Origin of the sequence: Micromonospora sp. NBC_01655, from assembly GCF_026339755.1 — a bacterium.
Lineage (GTDB): Bacteria > Actinomycetota > Actinomycetes > Mycobacteriales > Micromonosporaceae > Micromonospora.
The window spans coordinates 6,248,535-6,268,338 of record NZ_JAPEQF010000001.1; the positions used below are offsets into that span (position 1 = coordinate 6,248,535).

The 19,804-nt window shown below is 69.5% G+C and carries 14 protein-coding genes; 6 read left to right on the forward strand and 8 right to left on the reverse strand.

Translation table 11 applies throughout. The annotated features are described in order from the left end of the window. Positions 1-66: 66 nt before the first annotated feature. Genes OOK41_RS27495 through OOK41_RS27505 form a run of 3 tightly spaced genes read right to left on the reverse strand, consistent with a single transcriptional unit; the run spans position 67 to position 2,569 of the window. Positions 67-2,019, reverse strand: a complete 1,953-nt coding sequence (locus tag OOK41_RS27495; RefSeq protein ID WP_266267208.1) for a hypothetical protein — start codon at positions 2,017-2,019, stop codon at positions 67-69. 5 nt (positions 2,020-2,024) lie between these two features. Further along, entirely contained in the window at positions 2,025-2,276 is a 252-nt protein-coding gene (locus OOK41_RS27500; protein ID WP_266267209.1) for a hypothetical protein, read from the reverse strand. Then, positions 2,273-2,569 (reverse strand): DivIVA domain-containing protein, encoded by a 297-nt coding sequence (locus OOK41_RS27505; protein ID WP_266267210.1) that lies wholly within the window; start codon positions 2,567-2,569, stop codon positions 2,273-2,275. The genes OOK41_RS27500 and OOK41_RS27505 overlap by 4 nt, the downstream gene beginning before the upstream one ends. Before the next feature lie 206 nt (positions 2,570-2,775). Between OOK41_RS27505 and OOK41_RS27510 the strand changes: the two genes are divergently transcribed. Together OOK41_RS27510 and OOK41_RS27515 are read left to right on the forward strand one after the other, a co-directional pair. Next, entirely contained in the window at positions 2,776-3,657 is an 882-nt protein-coding gene (locus OOK41_RS27510) for a helix-turn-helix transcriptional regulator (RefSeq protein WP_266267211.1), read from the forward strand. Next, complete coding sequence (locus OOK41_RS27515) at positions 3,650-3,838, forward strand: DUF397 domain-containing protein (RefSeq protein ID WP_117666176.1); 189 nt, start codon at positions 3,650-3,652, stop codon at positions 3,836-3,838. Before OOK41_RS27510 ends, OOK41_RS27515 begins: the two co-directional genes overlap by 8 nt. Before the next feature lie 67 nt (positions 3,839-3,905). Here the strand turns inward: OOK41_RS27515 and OOK41_RS27520 are convergent, their stop codons facing one another. The 3 genes from OOK41_RS27520 to OOK41_RS27530 form a co-directional block, all read right to left on the reverse strand. After that, a complete protein-coding gene (locus OOK41_RS27520) occupies positions 3,906-5,990 on the reverse strand; it encodes a tetratricopeptide repeat protein (protein ID WP_266267212.1) in 2,085 nt (694 codons plus the stop codon). A 91-nt stretch (positions 5,991-6,081) separates the two neighbouring features. Beyond that, on the reverse strand, positions 6,082-6,639 hold the full coding sequence (locus tag OOK41_RS27525; RefSeq protein WP_117666172.1) for a DUF6879 family protein: 558 nt from the start codon (positions 6,637-6,639) through the stop codon (positions 6,082-6,084). A gap of 7 nt (positions 6,640-6,646) precedes the next feature. After that, a complete protein-coding gene (locus OOK41_RS27530) occupies positions 6,647-6,868 on the reverse strand; it encodes a hypothetical protein (RefSeq protein WP_117666929.1) in 222 nt (73 codons plus the stop codon). A gap of 150 nt (positions 6,869-7,018) precedes the next feature. On the opposite strand from OOK41_RS27530, the gene OOK41_RS27535 reads away from it, so the two are divergent. From OOK41_RS27535 to OOK41_RS27550, 4 genes are all read left to right on the forward strand, one after another. Beyond that, the gene (locus tag OOK41_RS27535) at positions 7,019-7,435 is read left to right on the forward strand and encodes a hypothetical protein (RefSeq protein ID WP_117666170.1); all 417 of its coding nucleotides are present in this window, start codon (positions 7,019-7,021) and stop codon (positions 7,433-7,435) included. A 377-nt stretch (positions 7,436-7,812) separates the two neighbouring features. Next, positions 7,813-8,229: a hypothetical protein gene (locus OOK41_RS27540; protein ID WP_117666169.1), complete on the forward strand. Its 417-nt coding sequence runs from the start codon at positions 7,813-7,815 to the stop codon at positions 8,227-8,229. Further along, positions 8,226-10,943 (forward strand): ParA family protein, encoded by a 2,718-nt coding sequence (locus OOK41_RS27545; protein ID WP_117666166.1) that lies wholly within the window; start codon positions 8,226-8,228, stop codon positions 10,941-10,943. The genes OOK41_RS27540 and OOK41_RS27545 overlap by 4 nt, the downstream gene beginning before the upstream one ends. 251 nt (positions 10,944-11,194) lie before the next feature. Then, a complete protein-coding gene (locus OOK41_RS27550) occupies positions 11,195-11,896 on the forward strand; it encodes a hypothetical protein (protein ID WP_128763519.1) in 702 nt (233 codons plus the stop codon). A 73-nt stretch (positions 11,897-11,969) separates the two neighbouring features. Here the strand turns inward: OOK41_RS27550 and pglX are convergent, their stop codons facing one another. Together pglX and pglW are read right to left on the reverse strand one after the other, a co-directional pair. Further along, positions 11,970-15,488, reverse strand: coding sequence for a BREX-2 system adenine-specific DNA-methyltransferase PglX (gene pglX / locus OOK41_RS27555; RefSeq protein WP_266267213.1), 3,519 nt, complete (start codon positions 15,486-15,488; stop codon positions 11,970-11,972). After that, positions 15,485-19,624 carry a BREX system serine/threonine kinase PglW gene (pglW, locus tag OOK41_RS27560; protein WP_266267214.1) on the reverse strand — a complete coding sequence of 1,380 codons (4,140 nt, stop codon included), beginning with the start codon at positions 19,622-19,624 and terminating at the stop codon, positions 15,485-15,487. Before pglW ends, pglX begins: the two co-directional genes overlap by 4 nt. Positions 19,625-19,804 lie beyond the last annotated feature (180 nt).

The following is a 19,804-nucleotide window of genomic DNA, read 5'->3' on the forward strand; positions in this document are numbered from 1 at the left end:
CAATCACAACTGTGAGGGTTCCTCCACCACGACGGGCCGGCCGATCGGGGTGGTGCCCGGTGACGGTCATGCCAGCCGAAGGGCGGCCAGGGCAGCGGGCAGGTCGCCGCCCTCGACCAGCAACAGGGGGCCGCCGTTGTGGCGGTAGACGGCGCAGGCGGCCCGGCTGAATCGGACGCTGAGCGGGCGGCCGGCGTGCTGCCCCGCCAGCCGCCGCAGCCCAGGAACCGGGTCGGGCGGCAGCGGGCGGGCGGCCGACCGGGGCACCGGGACCGGCACTCCGGGGTCCTCCGGCGCGGTCTCGGGCAGGGCGACGTCGAGGCCGTCGAGGCAGTGCGCCACGGCCGCCTCCAGGCTGGGCCGGCACGGCAGGTCGTCGGGGTGCACCGGGGCGGCCGGCGGGCGCAGCTCGACCGACCAGAGCACGCCGTGCGCCCGCATCGGCGCGGCCGGGTGCCGGCGCAGGTCGAGCACGTTCACCACCAGCGCCAGGTCCAGGCCGAGGGCGAGCCGGAGCAGCTCGGCCAGCGGCGGCGGGTCGGGGCGTACTGCGGTCACCAGCAGGCGCGCGGCGGGCAGCGCCGGGCCGACGGCGCGCACCTGCTCCCCCACCGGGTCCGCGCCCGCCCAGGGCAGGGCGACGTAGCCCTCGCGCACGTCCGGCGGGAGGTCGTGGCCGCCGTCGGTCTCGGCGAGGTCCTCCGGGCGTACGCCGAACACGGCCGCCCAGGCACCCAGCCGGTAGCGCTCGGGAAGCCGGACGACGGCCCGGCCGCCCGGCCGGACGCTCACCGCCGACACCGTCTCCGGCGTGCCGGCCCGCCAGGTCAGGTGCACCACCCGGTGCCGCAGGTCGGTCAGGGTGACCAGGACCGCCTGGTGCACCCGGCGGGTGCCGCCGCAGGTGGTGCAGGTCAGCGCCGACGGCCGCACCGGGCGGCAGTCCGGGCAGGGCCGCCACGGCACCGGCTCGCCAAGCCACGGCGGGTCCGGCGGCTCGGCCGCCCGGCGCAGCGGCACCCGGGCCCGGCGAACCACCTGCCCCGTGGGCTGCTCGACCAGCGTCTCCACCGGCTCGCCGGCATGCAGGGCGGTGTGCCACCAGCGGCCGTCCCGCCAGACGGCCTGTGCCCCGGAGGCGGTGCAGTCGGCGCGCACCCGGCGGGCGACCTCCGCCACGTCCGTCGTCGCCGGGATGAGCGGCCGGAGCGGATCGGGGCTGAGCATCCGAGCGGGCGCGTCCCGGCCGCGCTCGCCGAGCCCGGCCAGCGCGTCGGCCACGTCCGTGCCGGCCAGGCCGGCGGTCAGGTCGGCGAAGCGCGACTCCGGCGGCCCGTCCGGCACCGGAGAGCCGGGCACCTCGTACCGGACGGACCAGCGCAGCACGCCGCCGTGCCGGCGGGCCTCCACGACCAGGTCGAGCAGGAGCAGGTCGGCCACCGCGCAGAGCCGGGCCAGCCGCCGCGCCGGGTCGACCGGGGGCGGGGCGGCCGCCCGGCCCACCAGCACCCGCCACGCCGGCCGGGCTGCCTCCGCGACGGCCCGCGCCGCCAGCTCGTGCCGCTCGGCCGCCGGCAGGTCGGGCCGCCAGGCTGCCGGCAGCCGTACGGTCAGCGGGTCCACTCCTGCGGCGACGCCCGCCTCGGCGGCCAGTTCGCGTACCCGGGGCGTCAGCTCGACCGCCCAGCCACCCGCCGGGCACGGGCGGGGGTCGAGGTCGTCGGGCACGATCTCGTGGGAGGCGACCGCGCCGGTGTCGAGGTTGGCCACGGTCAGCACGAGCTGCGCGCGCCGCCGGCCCCGCCGCCCGCAGCGCTGGCAGGCGACCGCGACCGTGCCGGCACCCCGGCACAGCCCGCACGCGCGGTACGGCTCCCGGTGCCCGCCCGCGTCGCCGGCCGGACCGTGGTCGTTGCCGCCGTCGTCGTCGGCCAGGAGCCGGTTGCCGTAGCGGGTGCAGCGGCAGGGGTCGAGCCGGAAGGTCATGCCGTCGCAGTGCGGGCAGGCGACGGTGGTCACGCCGGTCATCGGGGCGGCCGGGCGGAGCACGGCCCGTCGTGGTCGACGCGGCGCACGCAGCGCCGGCCATTGAGCATCGGCAGGTCGCAGAAGACCCGCTGGCGTACGCCCTGCTCGTCCTCGGCCGACACGGTGGTCTCGCCGGCGTCCACCTCGGGCAGGAACGTCACCGACCGGGCCAGCGCCGCCGCGAACCGGCGGGCGGTGGGCAGGTCGGAGGCGGTGAACGGCAGGTGCACCACCCAGCGCGGGCTCACCACCGGGCCGCCCGGTCCGCGCGAACGCGCTGCGCCTGCCAGGCCCGCAGGACTTCCCTGATCCGCTCGATCTCCCGGCGGCTGCTGTCGAGCACCGCGTAGACCTCGGCCAGCTCGTCGGCGACCCGGTCGAGGAATGCGGCTACCTCGACCGCGTCCACCCCGCGCCGGCCGCGCCGGGTGAACCGGCGCTCGCGCACCTGCCAGGGCTTCAGCGGTACGTGGTCGGCAACCCGGTACGCCGACGACCTCGGCGACCCGACCGGACGCGGATGACGGGGGAACGCGCGCACGCCAGCACCTCCTCGATGACCAATAGGGAGCGGCTTTCAATAGACGGTGGGAATTCCACGGTCGTCGCCTTTGTCAGGGCCATCTTGTAAGGTCAGGGGCACTATCACAACCAATGTCAGCCCATACTGTTCCGCTATTCGTGCGCAACATTCCCGTACCTCCAGTGGGCGTCGAGATGTTGCAAAATTCAACGGAGGGAGGCCGGATGGCCGAGGACATGGGATCGACAGTGCCCCGACGGCGGCTCGGCAAGGCGCTGCGTGACCTGCGCACCGAGGCGGGGATAACCCTGGACGCCGCCGCCGAGGCGCTGGAGTGCAGCCGCCAGAAGGTGTGGCGGATCGAGAGCGGGCTCGGCTCGGTGCGCGGCCTCGACGTCCGCGCCATGTGCGAGCTGTACGCGGCGAAGGCCGAGCTGACGCGCGCCCTCACGGCGTTGGCCGGCGAGACCAAGGCGAAGGGCTGGTGGCACGCCTACGGCGACGCCATCCCCGACTGGTTCGAGCTGTACGTGGGCCTCGAATCCGCCGCCTGCCGGATCCGGCGATACGACGAGGCGTTGATTCCCGGCCTACTGCAAACCCGTAGCTACGCGCACGCCGTCTACCAGCATCGCGCGGAGGTGACCGAGGAGGAACGCGAACGGCTGGTTCAGGTACGACTACAGCGCCAGTCCCTGTTGACCCGCCGGCTCCCCGCAGCACCCGAGATGCAGGTCGTCATCTCGGAGGGCGCCCTTCTGCGGATAGTCGGCGACCTGCCCACGATGGCCGAGCAACTGCGTCATCTGCTCGAAGTCGGTGAGCGGGACTCGGTGAGCATCCGCGTCCTCCCGCTGTCGATCGGCCTTCATTGTGGCGTCGAGGCGGGCACCTTCGTCATGTTGGAGTTCCCGCTCGGCAACCGGGCGACACCAGAACCGCCGGTGATCTACAGCGAGTCGTGGACCGGAGCCCTCTACCTCGACCGGCCGGACGAGTTCGCCGCCTACGAGAATGCCTGGGGAAGCCTGGATCAGCTCGCCCTTGATGAAGGACAATCAAGGCACTTTATCGACAAGATCATCGGAGAGGTCCACCATGGCTGACCTGACCGGCGCGCGGTGGCGCAAGAGCACCCGCAGCGGCAGCAACGGCGGCGACTGCGTCGAGGTCGCTGACAACCTGCCCGACATCGTCGCCGTCCGCGACAGCAAGGATCCGCACGGCCCGACCCTCGCCTTCACCCCCACCGCCTGGACGGCCTTCATCCGGTCCGCTCGCCGCTGACGTACGCCGACATCGCACAGCGCTCCCGACGAACCCGGCGGGGCGCTGTGGCAGCCGACCGGCCAGCTCATTCACTCCGCGTAGGAGGAACCACCTCTATGAGGCGGCGGACAGCGTCGGCGTGGGGGTCTCCGAGTGGATCGAGGATCTGAAGTGCCTCCTGCCAGCAGCGCTGCGCGTCGTCGTGTCGGTCGGTGGCGTGAAAGGTATCGCCGAGCGCGGCGAGGGTGAGTCCTTCGCAGCGTCGGTCGTCGAATCTGCGGAAGAGTTCCAGAGCCCGCTGATGCTGTTCGAGGGCCTCGTCCAGTCGGCCGCTCTGCTGGTAGGCCAGGCCCAGGGGGTAAGAGGCCCAGGCGACGCTCCACTGGTCGTTGATGCCGTCGAGGATGGCGACCGCTGCCTGGTAATGGGCGACGGCGGTGTCGAAGTGTCCGCGTGCGCGGTGGCAGTTGCCGAGGCTGAGCATCGACATGCCCTCGCCTCGGGTGATGCCGTGGTGACGGAAGACCTCCCGCGCCTGGCCGTACAGGTTGAGGGCCTCGTCTATCTGGCCGAGTTCCTCGTGGATGAGGCCCAGGCCCCGCAGGCAGAAACCTTCTACCCAGTGGTCCTCGACGTCACGGCTTGCGTCGGCACCTTGGCGGTAGCAGTCAAGGGCGGTCTCGCGCTGCTCCATCCGCCAGTAGGCGTCGCCGAGGCAACGCAGGTTGGCGGCCTCGCCGAGGCGTGACCCGGCGGACCGGGCGGCACGAAGGCCGGTGAGGTGGACGTCGCGCCAGTCGGCCCAGTACGACTTGAGTTCGAAGAATCCGTCGCTGACCACGGGCAGTTGCCAGGCGATGTCGTGGTCACCCAGCTCGTCTGCCTGCCGAATGGCGTCAAGGATGTTCAGCCGCTCCCGCTCAAACCACGCCATCGCCTCGGCCACGGTCCTGACGGGAGTGATCGGCACGTCGGGTTCGGCTGGGACGAGAGCGACGGCATGGGAGGAGGGAAGAATGACCTTACGGCCTTCCTCCGCCATCCACAGGTACCAGGTGTAGACGCGGCGTCGCGCTCGGCGTTGCTGCTCGGGCGTCTCCTCGGCCTGTGCACGTTCAAGGGCGTAGGCACGCAGAAGGTCGTGGAACAGGTACCGGTCGCGGGCAGGGCTCTGCACGAGATGCGCCGCAGTGAGCTGGTCGAGAAGACTGCGGGCTCGGGGGAGGCTCACGCCGGCGATGGCTGCCGCTGCGGAGACGGAGATGTCGGAGCCGGCGTGCAACCCGAGGAGCCGGAAGAACCGCGCCGCATCCTCGGGTAGCGCCTGATAAGACCAGGAAAACACGGCCCGTACGTCGGACAGTTCGTCATCATCGACCGTCAGGGCGTCAAGCTGATGGTCGACGAGCGCAAGATCAGCCACGAACTCCGCGAGGGTGACGTAGGGAGTGTTGGCGATGCGTTCCCCAATGATCCGCAGGGCAAGCGGAAGGTAGGCGCAGCGGCGGGCGAGTTCGGCGGCGGCCTGCGGTTCGGCGCTGACGCGGTCTCCGCCGACGCTGTCGCCCAGCAGTGCGATCGCTTCGTCCGGGGACAGGACATCCAGGGTCATCCGTGACGCTCCTTCCCGCGCGACAAGCCCGGAGAGCCGGCTGCGGCTGGTGATGATCGCCATGCAGGTCGGTGTGGCGGGCAGCAGTGGCCGAACCTGGCCGACCGTGGACACATTGTCCACCACGATCAATATCCGCTTGCCGGTCAGGGCGGACCGGTAGAGGGCGGCGCGTCCCTCGGTGTCTGTCGGGATCTGTTCGGCCGGCACGTGAAGGGCGCGAAGGAAGGTGTCCAGTGCCTGTCCGACGTCCAAGGCGGGGCCTGGCCCGTAGCCTCGCATGTCGACGTAGAGATCGCCGTCGGAGAACCAGTGCCGGGCTCGGTGAGCCCAGTGCACAGCCAGCGCCGTCTTGCCCACACCCGGGGCGCCCGCGATGGCAGCGACGGTCATCGACGGGCCGCCCGCAGCCGTGGCGTTGCCGGCGGGCAGTGCCGCGTCGAGTCGGGTGAGGGTCTGCTTGCGGTTGACGAAGCGGGTCGCGTCGAGGGGTAGTTGGCGGGGCGGCGGTGGAGGAGGCGGCCCAGCGAGCCCGAACAGGTTGACCCCGCCGTACACCGTCCCAGCCTGTACGACAGCCTCAGCGTCGCCTGACGACTCATTATGCGCCGGGCGCACGCTGCCTCCTCCCCGAAGGCGAGTAGGGGATCTATGGGGAACTGGGCTGGAGTTGGGCTGCATACGTTCGGTAGGGGATCGACGCCGAGACGGCGGCATCACGCCACAGGTTGGCCTGCACGATCTTCTCCGGCTCGCTGATCAGCGCGCCGGAGACGAACCGCCCCTCCTCGTCGTAGTACATCGCCACGAGCTGATGGGAGTCGAACAACCAGTAGTCGTAGTGCGGCAATGCTGCCGGCCAGTCGTTACCGGAGGCCACGATGAGGCGGACATCCTCACCCGCCTCGACCGTGTGTTCGTAGGCCCAGCCGCACTCGAAGCGGACGTAGTCCGACAGCGGCTCGGTCACGACATGGACGCGGTGCATCCGCTTGCCGGCCGTCACCGCTGCCCGCACCGTGTCGCACCAGGCGGCGATCCCGGGGAACTCCCCGCGGGACTGGCCCGCCAGGAACCGGGCGAACTCATCCTGCTCGTACGACACGTCGTACCGCTGAAGCGTCTCCAACCGGTAGGCCGTGTAACGGAAGTCGCGGAACAGTTGGTTGAACTCGTCGTCATTCAGCGACGTGAACGATCGGGTCAACCCTCGATCACCGCTGCCCGGACTCGCGGTAGCGCTCAATCGCGCCGAGCACCACCTCGGCAGAGATCCGAACCGCACCCTCACCAGGAAGAACGTTCTCCAGCTCGCCGAGGGTGTCTCCGTCGACCAGGTGCCCTTGGACGACCAGCTCTCCGCTCTCGGCGAGGTAGACCGTCGGGCAGCCGTTGCCACCCGACCCCGGGTCCTTGTAGAGCTTGGTCAGCTTCACCGCGACCTCCTCCGAGTAGACAACCAGCCGGCGTCTCTTGCGACGAGGGTAGTACGCAGCGTAGCGGCCGAACAAGCCGATACCGGCGATCTGGGACCCTCCACTAGCATCGAGGACAACCAACAGTCCCTGCCGCCTCCGATTGACCTCGTGACGTTCGAAGTCGGCTGCTCGGAGGTGGAACCGACAGTGGATCCGATAATGGTTACCGCCGCGACAACGCTCGTCGCGTGGACGACCAACGAACTCGCCCAGGGCGGCCGACTGGCGGTAACGGCGCTGATCGACTTCCTGAGGGACCGATTCCGGCGCGAGCCTGAGGCGCGCGAGGTCATTGAGGGGCTGCTCCACCAGCCGTCACCGGACGCTGCGCGCCCTCTTGCGGAATTGCTGGATCGCGAGGCGCAACGCGACCCGGCGTTCGGCGCGGAGTTCCAGGCCCGATGGAAGCGGACCGACGCGGCCGTCGCAGCAGGTCCGGGCGGCGTCGCCAACTCGATCTCCGGTGACGTCAGCGGGCCCGTGGTGCAAGCCCGCGACGTCCATGGGGGCATCTCGTTCGGCTGAGACGACACGACACTGACCAGCGACCTCGTGCACGGTTGCCGGTGGTCGAATTGCAGTCCTTCATCCGGGGCCAGGGGCGGCTGGTAGTACCCGCGTCGTGCGTGGTGACAACGCTCGATAACGCGGGCGAGGTCCTTCGGCTGCGGCGGCGCCGGCGACGAGGAGAGCGCCCCGCAGGCCGGCGAGGTTCCATCCCGGCGCAGGGGATTCGACCCGTCCCGGCCATCAGCACCGAGCATACCCTTAATGGGCGATGATCAGCAGGGGATGAGGCGGCTGCTGCACGTGGCTGAGATGCCAACACTGGGCATAGCCGCTGATGAAATATGACGGTGTGTTCATCTTGACCCACCAGTGGTGACGGCTACGATTCGTCGGTGCCGCTGACTGTCTCCCTCCGCGAGCTGACCAACAGCTACATTCGGCTTCGAAAGGCCGCCGAGACGAGCCCCGCACCCGTCGGGCACCTGCTGCGCTTCTACTCGGTCGAGTGCGGATTGAAGACGTGGGCGCTCAAGGATCGAAACGCACGATCCACCGCTCAGCGGCAGGAGCTCATCACGCATGACCTTCGGCAACTGGCCAGGAGCCTGAACCTCAGCGCCTCCGCCTACCGCGACCTGATGGCCTGCCGACGTCCCCCGCGAGGTGGATTCAGCCATCCGCCCGTGGAGGTGAGGGAGCTTCACGAGGCATGGAGGTACGGCGCAGAGCTTGATCCCGAGGACGAGGTGCGGGCTGTGGCAGTCTTGACCACGCTCGGAAGACTCTGCGAAGAAAGGATCGGGCGGTGAACGACGACCAGCCGAATGCCGACCAACCCGGCCACCCCGATCACCTCTTCACCTGGTTGGATGTCAACCAATACTTTGCCGATCTCGCCCGGCATGGCGGCTGGCCCCACTGGCTGCGCGAGGTCGACGCGTACTGGGACAGCGCCCGCTTCGTCGTAGATCCGACGGTGCCGGCGAATGAGGTCTGGGCATGGCTACGGAATGCTCTCGGGCCGCTGACTGTCGAGCCCGAAAACGCCGTACTCCTGCTCGATGACGCCGGTCCGGACGGCCCGCAGCGGCCACTCGCCATCGAGATCGAGGCCACCGGCGACGTCCCCCCCGCCGAACGCCGGCCACGCTGGAACGATCGCCGGGTGGTCGCCGAGTTAGCGACGGTGCTGCCCGAGCCGCAGTCGGCCCTGCCGCACGAGGTCTCCGTCGTCGCCTTCCACTCGTTCAAGGGCGGGGTCGGGCGCACTCTGCACTGCGTCGCCACCGCACGGCGCCTCGTCGAGCTGGGGCGGAAGGTACTACTGATCGACGCGGACCTCGAAGCGCCGGGAGTCACCTGGATGGTGGCCGACTCGACGCGTATCGACTTTGCCTACGAGGACTTCCTCGCGCTGGTGCACGGTGCCGTCGATGAGACGTACGTCGAAGCCATTAGCCTGGGCCGAAAGTTCCTGGCGAATCAGGAGTTGGGCGGGGTGGTAGTGCTGCCCGCCCGCCGGGACCATCTACGGGTCGCCCCACCCCGCATCGAGCCGGTCGATCTGCTCACCACCGACCGGGATCCGTACGTGTTGACCGAAGCCCTGGCCGAGCTGGGGCACGCGGTCGGCGCGGACACCGTGCTCGTCGACCTGCGAGCCGGATCAAGCGAGCTGAGTGCTCCGCTGCTGCTCGATCCCCGAGTGCTCCGGGTCTTCGTTACCAGCATCAGCGACCAGTCGGTTCGCGGCACCCGCCAGATCCTGCATGAGCTGGCCCGCCGGGCGCCCGGCCGACAACCGAGCCACCCGGACTGCGCGCTGCTCCTAACGCAGTTCCACGCGGTGGACCACGGAAACCGGCTGTCCGACGTGGTGGCCGAGCTGCGGGACAGCGCACTTGAGGTCTCCGGCCGGATCGGCGACCTCAACAACGACCTGCCGGCAACCGATGCGGCCATTCCGATTATGACCAGCCGGTTCGAGCCCGGCCTGCTGAATCTGCCGGCCAACTGGGACGAGGTGGTGGCACTCATTGCCCGCCTGCGGTTGACCGACGTGGTGGCTACCCTGGTCGAGGCACTACCCGCGACGACCAAAGCCCCCGCCTCGGTTGAGGCCGAACCGACCACGGTCGAGGAGCGGCGACACCACCTGGCCGGGGTCGCCGATGCCATGATTTACGCCGAGCAGACCGCCGAGTCGGACTTCCTCACCACTGACGCGCTCCGGAACCTCGCCGAGGCCCACCGCACGGAACTGCCGGTGGAGGTCGTCATCGGCGGCAAGGGAGCCGGAAAGACATTCACCTTCATGCAATTGTGCCGGCGGTCCGACTGGGCATCCTTCGTCCGGGACGTCGGGGTGTCAAACGCCTCGCTGGACGTCCCGACCGTGCCGGTCCTGGCCTCCACCAACCTGTCCGACGAATCGGCGAATCTGATCGATCGGCTGCGGTCGGCCGCGTCGGTCGGTCTCACCGGACGGAAGCCGGCGAGTCGGCAGGCGATTCGGGACCTCATCGCGGAGGCGCTGACCGACAAACTTACCCAGGTCGGTTGGCGACGGGTCTGGCTGGCTTGCTTCGCCCGGTCGATCGGGTTGGATTCCACTCCGGCCATGGCCGAGGAGGCTCTCACCAGCTTCGCCCGGGACCGGTCGGCAGTGTTCGTACTCGATGGACTAGAGGATATGTTCCCCAAGTTCGCCGAGCGGGCCCAGCAGCAGGACGCTCTCCAGGCACTACTGGTCGGTTGCCCGGAGTGGCTGCGCACGTTGCGCGGCCGGCCGCTCGGCTTGGTGGCGTTCGTCCGCCGGGACCTGGCCCTGGCCGCAATCCGGCAGAACCCCGGCCAGTTCGAGAAGCGATACGAGAAATACTCCCTGCGCTGGAACACCGAGGAGGCGCTGCGGCTGGCCGCGTGGGTCTGCCAACGAGGTCGAAGCCTGCCGAACGTCTCCAGCGAGGACATCCGCACCGCCACCGAGGCCCGACTCTCCGAGCTGATGTCGACCGTCTGGGGCGAGAAGATGGGCAGCGCCAAGTCCAAGGAGGCCCGCTCGGAGGTGTGGTTCTTCGCCGCGCTGTCCGACTTCCGAGGCCAGATCCAGGCTCGGGACATCGTCGCGTTTCTCGCCACTGCCGCCGCCGAGTCGTTGGGCGCCGACCAGCGCTGGTCCGATAGGGTGTTGGCCCCAGCCGCAATGCGCAACGCCCTGCCAAAATGCAGCGAACAAAAGATCGAGGCAATCCGGCTTGAGAACCCCCCGGTGCGCGAACTGCTCGACCGTCTCCGAGACCTTGACGTCGACCGGAAGAAAGTGCCGTTCCGGTTGGAGTCCGTCGGGCTCAGCAGCGAGGAGGCACGGTTACTGGACACGAACGGTGTCGTGTTCCGGGAAGGTGACCAGTACTGGATTCCGGAGATTTTCCGGCACGGGCTGGGCTTTTCGGTTCAGGGTCGGCCGAGGGTGGTTGCGATGGCGAAGTTGGTACGTCGCCGGAACGACATTTCCGGCTGACGCTCACACAAACTCCCACCCTGGCGTGCCGCTCAAACCCGTTACTGCCTGCCGACCCCGTCCCTCTATCCTCAGTCGTGGATCCATGACTGCTGACGTTGACCTGCGATGCCCGGAGCCCCGCCCACCTGGCGCGGTTCTGGATCGGCCTGATCGGCGGGAGGTCGTCGAGGAGGCCTGCGGCGGGCTCCGCGTTCCTCGGCACGAGCCGGCAAGGCGCGATTCATTTCAGACACCCCGAAGAGAGACCTATGCCTGCATCACTGCATCCGGTTCCGACACCCTCACCCGACCAGGTGCGGAAACACCTCGCATGTTGGCGCGAAGGCGACAGCGAAAAAATCGATGCTGCGCTGAGGGTTACGTTTGGGGCAATTCCACAGAACACCGATGTCGGTGCGGCCGGGGTCAAGGTCGCAGCGCTGAACAGCCTTTACGCAACCGGTATACTGGGCGTGCTTAAGGTCGCACGGCACATCGTCAGCCTGGACATCGACGCTGCACTGGCCGAGCCCGACGTAAACCCTGACCTCATCGAAAAGATCGCCATCGTTGATTTTGGTGGCAACAAGCGACGCAACTACTCTTTTGCGACCAAGTACTGCAGCTTCCACAGGCCCGACCTATACCCCATCTACGATTCTCTGGTAGCCGGGGTCCTCAACGAATTACTCAAGCAGGGTGCGACGTTCGACAACTTCGCACCTGGCGAACGCTGGGCAGCCGACTATGCGATCTGGCACCGCTCGATCAACAGGTTCCGCACGCACTATAGCTTGGAAGAGTTCTCCATCCGGGAAATCGACAAGTACCTGTGGATGTTGGGCAAGGAACGGAAGGAAGGCCACGCCCGTCGGCCAGCCTTCCGCACCCGAAGACCGCGCGGCCGTCTGACTCGCGCTTGTTCGGAGGGCACCAACTGGGCTCCTCAATCAGGCTGGCCGGCGGGGTGACCGCGCTTTCTAAACCGAACTCTCCACGCCTGGGCCGGCGACCACCGGCCCAGGCGGACTCCGCCGGCTAATCTCATGCAGACGTCGCAGCTTGGGATAAGCCCCGCAGGTTGGTTAGCTCGGCGCGGTCGGCTCCGAGCTGGGACAGCTCGGCGTCGATGAGATCGGTGAAGAACTGTGCCGGCGAGCCGGGGAAGTCGGGCCGCTCATCGGCGTGCCATTGGTGCAGCCAGAGCTCCAGCTCGGCGATGCCGGCGAGCAGCGGCAGCAGCCGCTCCGCCGGCCAGGCCGCCTGAAGCTTCCGGTCCAGGTAGACGGTCGCCAGCGCCTGGGCCTGGGCGAGGTGGTCCCACCCTGCCCAGCCGAGCAGTTCCGTGCCGTCGCCATCCCGGCCCGCCTTCGGGTACGAGATGAACCGCTCCTTCGGCACGTCGAGCTTGCCGCGCGCCCGCCAGTACGACGGCTTCGCAAAATCGGCCGAGGTGTACTTCGGCGGAACCGCGATCTGCACGCCCTCGCCCGCGTCCTCCAACCGCTGCTGCTCCCAGGTCCGCTCCCACTGCGCCCGCTTCCGCAGCCCCGACGGCTTGTAGCGGTAGGTGGCGAGGTACGGCACGTGCTCGTCGGCGACCAGCTTGGCGAGCGTCTTCGTGAGGTCGTAATCGTCACGGCTGACCCAAAGCTCCAACACCGACCGGAAGTCGTCGTCGTGGCGCACCTTGTCGGCGAGCTGCGCCACGGACTGAGGCGTAGGACGGTCGCCCCACAGCTTCGGGGCCTCCAGGCGGTCGAGCAGCCAGTCCCGCAGCGCCTTCGTCTGCATGGCGTCCCAACCGTCGGTGGCCCAGCGCCGCTTGCACTCCGGCCGCTCGATCAGCCCGATGTTGCGATCCGACTCGATGACCTCGATCCGCCGCTGCACCAGCGCCCGGTAGTCATCCGGCCAGTGCGTCGGCAGCTCCGTAACCGGCGTCGACCCGTGCCGCGCGAACCACTGCGTCTCCACCTCGCCGGCCGCCATCTTCCGCGCCAGCACGATTTCGAACGCACGCTCGCCCAGCTTGAGTTCCGGCGGCTCCGGGCAGGTCAGCTCCTCGCGAAGCAGCCCGTAGAGCCGGTAAACCTCCCAGTCCAACTCCTCCTGGAGCGCGATCATCTGCGATCGGGTCAAGTCATAGTCGCGGTTCGCCGCACGCAGCCTCTCCCGGGTCGGTACCCCGGACTCCGCGACCGCCGCCGGGGTCAGGCTGGAAAGCCACTGCGCCAGCGAGTCGAGCACCCGCGCCCGCCCCAACGGGTACGTCTTCGGCAGCGGAAACTCCTGGAGCTTCGTCCCGGTGAACTCGTATCTCGGCTCCCAGTCCTCGTCGCCGATGCCGCCACCAATACCGCCGTTGCCCTTGTTATGGCTGACTTGCTTGAGCCAGAAGCAGGCGGTCGAGCTGTTCAGCACCCCGAGCAGCCGCAGGTGATCGTCCTCCGTCGCCTCCCGCCTCAGCTTTATCATCGGAGCATGGCGATTGAAAAGCTTCGCGCCCCTACTCAGAACAAAGTGGTTGTGGGTAGCCACAAAGGCGAAGCAAATGCATAGGGACACACCGAGTCGCTGCGATGCAACTTGGTGCCAGCCCCACCACGGGCGACCTTCTTCTTTGTAGGATAACTTGGCAAACGTCCGTCGAGCCCACAGTGACTCTCGAAGCGGCCATAGCCGACGCAGGACACCTGGATAATCAGCAATATCGAGATGTTCCGAACCGCGATGGAGAAAGAGGGAATGATCACCCCCATGAACAACAAAGTCGCGAACCGCTTCGCCAGTAACGAACTGGAGATGAGCGTCAGACTCAACCCCAACCCGGGCAAGCTGCTCCCTGGTTGCCAGCATTGACGAATCTGCGTTTGTTTGTCCGACGTAGCCGATGTTGTCCACAACGCCGCTCAAGACATCCGCGCCGGATTGGAGCTTCGACATGACTGGAGAAGCAACGCCTGCGGAGAGACTCCATGGATGAAGCGAAAGATTAGCACGTGGCAAATCAGCAATCGAGACCCATTCGGACACACTTCCCGGCTGGCCGATCTGATCCACTACAGCCCGCCAGACAAGGCCCTTCGACGGTTCGTTCGGCTGACTCGGCTCGCCCCGGACGCCAAGTACAGCTCGAACGGCAGATGCTCGCCGACGCGAATTTGCCCGCCCAATCAGGATCACGGTCGGAGTTCCGTGACCAGGAATATACGCCCCTGAAGCATCGATCACCTCAGTCAATTCAACGTGATGGGCCAGGTATTTTTCGATCAACCTCTTGCCGAACTCGCGCTTCATGAAGCCGTTACCGGTGATCTGGCCGGCGTGGCCCGCCCCCTCGCCGTGCTCGTCACCGCGCTTGGCCAGGTCGAAGAAGCGCTTGGCGAACGGCACCGTCAGCGCGTACTGGCGGTGACAAACATCGGGGTAGATGCTGCGGTAGAGCTGGTTGCGGGCCGAGTCTGCCACCGTGATGTACGGCGGGTTGCCCACAACCACCGTGTACTGCCCCTCGCGCAGGTAGTCGCCCAGCACGTCGGCGTCCTCGGTCGCGTACGCGAAGGCGTTTCGGCCCTCCAGCTCCGCGATCAGATCCCCCTGGTGCCGCGACTTCCGCCCCCAGTGCAGCAGCGAATCGCCCGTCGCAACCCGCACCGGCCAAGCCGGCGTCCGCTCCAGCGACGTCAGCCCGCACTCCCTCATCGCGGCGACCAGCAGCCGGAACCGGGCGATCGCCACCGCGAACGGGTTGATGTCCACCCCGGTCACCTGCCCGAGCGCCCGCTCGACCAGCACCCGCACGTCGGTCGTCGGCTCCCGCTTGCGCCACAGCTTCACCAGCCGGTCGAACGCCCCGAGCAGGAAGTGCCCCGACCCGCACGTCGGGTCGATGACCGAGGTCTCCGACAGCCCGAACTCCTTCACCGCCGGCTCGAACGTGCGGTCGAGGATGAACTCCTCCACGAAGTCGGGCGTCTGCAGCAGCGCGTACGTCTTCTTCGCGTGTACCGACAGGTCCTGGTACAGGTCGCCGAGGAAGCGAGTATCGAGGTCCTCGACCCGCAGCGATGCCAGGCCCGGCCCGCGCCGGAAGAACTCCGACAGCCGCTCGGCCCCCTCGCCGGAGATGCCGAACCGCCACACCGGGTTGTGCTCGTCGAAGATCTTGCCGGTGGCGCGTAGCCCGCGCAGGTACTCGAACGCCTCGCGCAGCCAGTGCCGGTCGTTGTGCCGGGGGTTGTCGATCAGGTACTGCTGGCGGTGCTGCACCGCCCGCTCGACCGGCGCGGCCGGCTCCGGGCCGCCGATCCACAGCGGCTCGACCAGCTCGTTGTCCTCGCAGAAGCGCACGAAGACGCAGCCGAGCACCCACGCCACCGCCGCCTGGTCGAGGACGTCCTCCAGCCAGGTCTCGAATGTCCCCGCCGTACGCCGCGCCTCTGTCGCCTGGCCGTGCTCCTTGCGCAGCGACGACTCCAGCTCGGAATCCCGGGCGACCACGCCGCGCAGGTCGTCGGTGAGGGCGGTGACCTGGGCCTGCAGGGCCTTCAGGGGGATCATCGGGGGGCGTTCCTTATCTGCGGGGTGAGGGTGTTGCTCCACTCCTCGGGCAGCCACAGGGACTGGCTGGCCGGCGAGGTGAGCGGGAGTTGCCGGCCGTCGAGCAGCACCGGCTCGGTGCGGCGGACGGGAAGCAGCAGCAGCCGGGCTGCGGGGCGGGGCCGGGTGGGGTCGGCCAGCTCCTGGATCAGCCGGAGCTGGTCGTAGCGGGCCAGCGGCGCGGCCTCGGTGATCAGCACCGGCCGGTCGGTCTCGGCGAGCCTCCGCTCGACGGCGGGCATGACCTCGTGCTGGAACAGCTCCACCAGGGAACGGAAGTCGGCGTCGGTCGGCGAACCGGTGTCGGCGGCGACGATCACCTCCCAGGGGAAGCTGAGCGACCGCAGCCGCTCCAGCATGATCGCGGTGACGTCGACCTCAGTGAGGTCGTACCGCTTCAGCAGGGCCCGGCGGGCGTGGACGGTCCGCCGGATCGAGGTGAGCGCCACCAGGAAGCCGCGCCGGTCGATGACGCCGTCCAGTCGCCTGCTGGCGTGCGCGGCGGCGTCCGGCTCCAGGAGCGGGCCGACCGTGGTGAGCGACCGGGTGCCGGTGACCGAGGAGGTGCGGTCCGGCGGGACGTACTTGGCATCCTTCGAGTCCCACACCAGCGGGATCAGCTCCCGCAGCAGCCCGTCGAGCTGCGGCCGGGGCGGCAGCTCCTGGGCGCGGGCGAACCGGGTGCGCACTCTGGCGCGTACCGTCTCGGGGTCGAGGCTCTGGCCGACCAGCGCGCCCGCGGCGAGGCGCAGCGCGCGCTCAGCGGGCATCCCCGCCGGGTAGAGCTGGCCCTGCGCGTTGACGGCCACCTCGCCGCCGCTGCCGGCGGCGGCGAGCTGCAACAGCCGGGCGTCGCTCAGCGGCGGCGTGCCGGCCGGCGGCGCCTCCAGCGCCCGCAGCTCCTCCACGGCCCGGACCCGGGTGGGCAGCGGGTCCGCGCCGGCCAGCGCGGTGGCGCGCCGGCCGAGCCGGGTCACGTACCCGAGCAGGTCGTCGGCCGTGCGCTCGATGCCCGGGTCGTCGGGCTCCCGGCCGATGAGCACGGTGTCGCCGCCGCGCAGCCGATGCATGGCCAGCCGGGCATCGCCGCCCCGGGCCAGCTCGGTCTCCACGGCCGCCCGGACCAGGCCGACGGCCTGGGCGGTACGCCTCGGCTCGGCCGTGTACGAGCCGCGGGCGACGATGAGCGCCTCGGCGATCTCCTCGGCGGAGCCCACCCCGCCCCGTCCGTCGAGCAGGGCGACGATCTCGTCGCGGACCAGGCCGAGGGCGGCGTTCGGCTGCCAGTCCCGGGCAACGACCCGCTTGATCAGGGTGGAGATCTGCGGCTGCTGCTTGCCGGCCACCCGGGCCACGTCCGACTGGGACGGCCAGCGCAGATGCCTGCCCTCGGCGTCGGCAGCCTGGCCGAGCAGCACCTGCACGGCCGCGCGGTGCCAGGCGGTGCGGCCGACGACCTCCGGCAGCAGGGTGGCGCAGAGCGCCTCGACGCCCTGCGCGGGCGGGTCGGCGGGCGCGGTCGGCTCCCGCTCGGCATCGAGGAGGTCGCGCAGCTCCCGGGTGCGGGCCAGGATCTCCTTGCGGGTGGCGTCGGGGACGCCCCGGGCCCGGGTCAGCGCGGACGGCTCGGCGTCCAGCAACTCGCCGACCGTGGTGAAGCCCAGCCGCTCCAGCGCCGATCGGGCCCGCGCGGTCAGCTCGGTGGCCTCCAGGGGCGAGGTGCGGCCCAGCGGGGCGAGCGCCCCCGTGTCGTCGGTGGCCTCCGCCGCCGGCTCGGGAATCTCCCGGAACACCGCCCGCCAGGCGTCGGTCATCTCGTCGAGGGTGTCGAACCGGTCGGCGGTGTCCCGGGCGAGGGCCTTGGCGAAGAAGGCGACGAGCCGGTCGGCGACCGAGGGATCGAAGGCCGAAGGGTCGAGGGTCACCTCGTCGGCGACGGTGGCCGGGTTCGCGCCGTCACCCCAGCGTGGCAGCGTGCCCGTGGCCATCTCGTACAGGGTGACGGCGGCGGCGAACCGCTCGGCGGCGGCGTCGAAGCGTAGCCGGCGCGGCGGCCCGAGGAACGGGTCGAGGTAGGCGGTGGTGCCGGCGCTGAGCTGGTCGGCCGGCACCCCCGCGAGGGAGAAGTCGAAGATGCACAGGTGCGGCTGCCGGTCCTTCGGCCGGGGGCGGGCCGCCAGGTTGGCGGGCTTGATGTCCCGGTGCCACACCCCCTGCCCGTCCAGGAACGACACGATCTCCAGCAGGTCCCGGCCGTAGCGCTCCAGCAGGTCCAGAGCCAGCCGGCCGCCGCGCAGGTCCTCGGCAAGGGTGCGCTCGCCGGCGTTTTCCAGCAGCAGGGCGGTGCGGTTGCCGACCTTGATCGGGCCCTGCACCAGCGCCGCCACCCGGGAGTCGCGGAGCTTGTCGATGGTGCGGGCCTCGGCGGCGAACCGGTCGGCGTACTGTTCGTCGCGGGCGACCTTGAGCACCAACTCCCGCCGGCCCTCCGGGGTCTCCTGGGCGACGGAGAGCGCGATGGCCGTGGCGCCGCTGCCGAGGTTGCCCAGCACGCTCAGGCCGCCGTCGAGCACGTCGCCCCGGTGTGCCTGCAGCGGATCCACCACCGGCACGGGCTCCGGGGCGGTCAGCTCCTCCCAGACCAGGTCCATCCAGGTGAGGAACTCCCCCACCCGCTTCATCCGCTGCGCCGGGTCGCCCCGGGTCGCGTCGTAGACCGCCGACACCAGCGCGTCCGGCATGCCGTCGGCGACCGCGTCGAGGTGCAGGCCGCCGTCGGCGACCGCCGCGAGCAGCCCCTCGGCGGAGGTCGCCGGCTCGACCCCGGCGAAGATCCGGTACGCCAGCGCGCCGAGGGAGAAGATGTCGAGCTGGTGGCCCGACAACTCCTCCAGGATGGCCGCCTCGGGGGCCTGGTAGCGCCGGACCACGTCGTCGAAGAACAGCTCGATGCTGGCCGGATCGGTCAAAGAGCCGAGCGTGGTGACCCGGGTGCCGGGCAGCCGACCGCCGGTCTGCCAGTCGGTCACCACGAGGGTCGGGCGGGGGCCGTCCGGGTCGCAGACGAAGACGGCCCGCGGGTTCAACGACCGGTGCGACAGCCGCCGCGAGTGCGCATGGTCGACGATCTCGGCGAGGTCCTGCACGAGCTGGAGGCGTTGGGCCAGTTGCAGCCGGCCGTCCCGCTCGGCCAGCCACTGGTCCAGGCGTACCCACTCGGCGCGGTGGTCGAAGACGACCGCCGGCCCCCACGGGTGCTCGACCAGGTCCAGGGCGCGGGCGATGCCGGGGTGGTGGATGCCCTGCAGCAGCCGGAACTCGCGCTCCGCCGCGAGCTTGATCTTCGGTACGTCCTCCTCGGCCGACCGGCTGGTCAGGTAGAACCGCACCCGGCGCAACAACTCGGTGCCGACGGTGTGGTCGGCGAGGAAATCCTGCCAGCCGATGCCCTCGGCGAACGGCCGCTGGTGCAGCACGAGCTGGTTGACCCGGCGGTCGGCGACCGAGGGGCGGATCCGCGCGCCCTTCACCAGCTCGACGATCTGCCGGCCCCGGACCGCGTCGACGCGGTTGCGGGCGTCGACCGGCTGGACGAGCAGCAGCTCCTTCAGGCTCGGCAGGCGGGAGGTGCTGCTGCCGTCCAGGCCGTAGACGTGCTGGCGTCCGATGTCGTCCAGGTCCCCGCGCATGTTCTTGGCGTGCAGAAAGACCGCCGCCTGGACATACGGGACCTTCGCGCCATGCGGCGCGTACTGCTGGATGACGCTGCGCAGCCGCTTCGCCTTGCGGTTGACCAGGATCAGCGGGCTGTCGACCACCTGGGTGCGGCCGTTGGGCTTGTGCCGCCGCCACTGCTGGCCGTCCCCGGACACCGGGCCCTGCCAGTGCTTGAGTTCCAGCACGTAGAGGCCGCTACGGGTGAGCACCAGAGCGTCGACCTCGTTGATCGAGCCATCGGTGCCGACGAACTCCACGTTGGCCCAGACGTGGAAAGGTTCGGCATCCGGCAGGTAGGCGGCCAGCTCGCGCAGGCCCTCCTGCTCGTGCTGGTACGAACTCGGATTGATCTGCTCCCAGCGTGGTGAGTCCTCACGCATGCCGCACCGAGCATTCTTGCACGATCATCAGTGCCACTCCCGGATAACAGACCGTCCTACAGCCCGGTGGACGGTACCGCCCGCTCCCATTCCTGCCCATAGCCCGGAGGTCAGGACAAGCGAACCAGACGATGAAAATCGACATTGACCGCCCCGATTCGGTGCCTCACCTGGGAATTC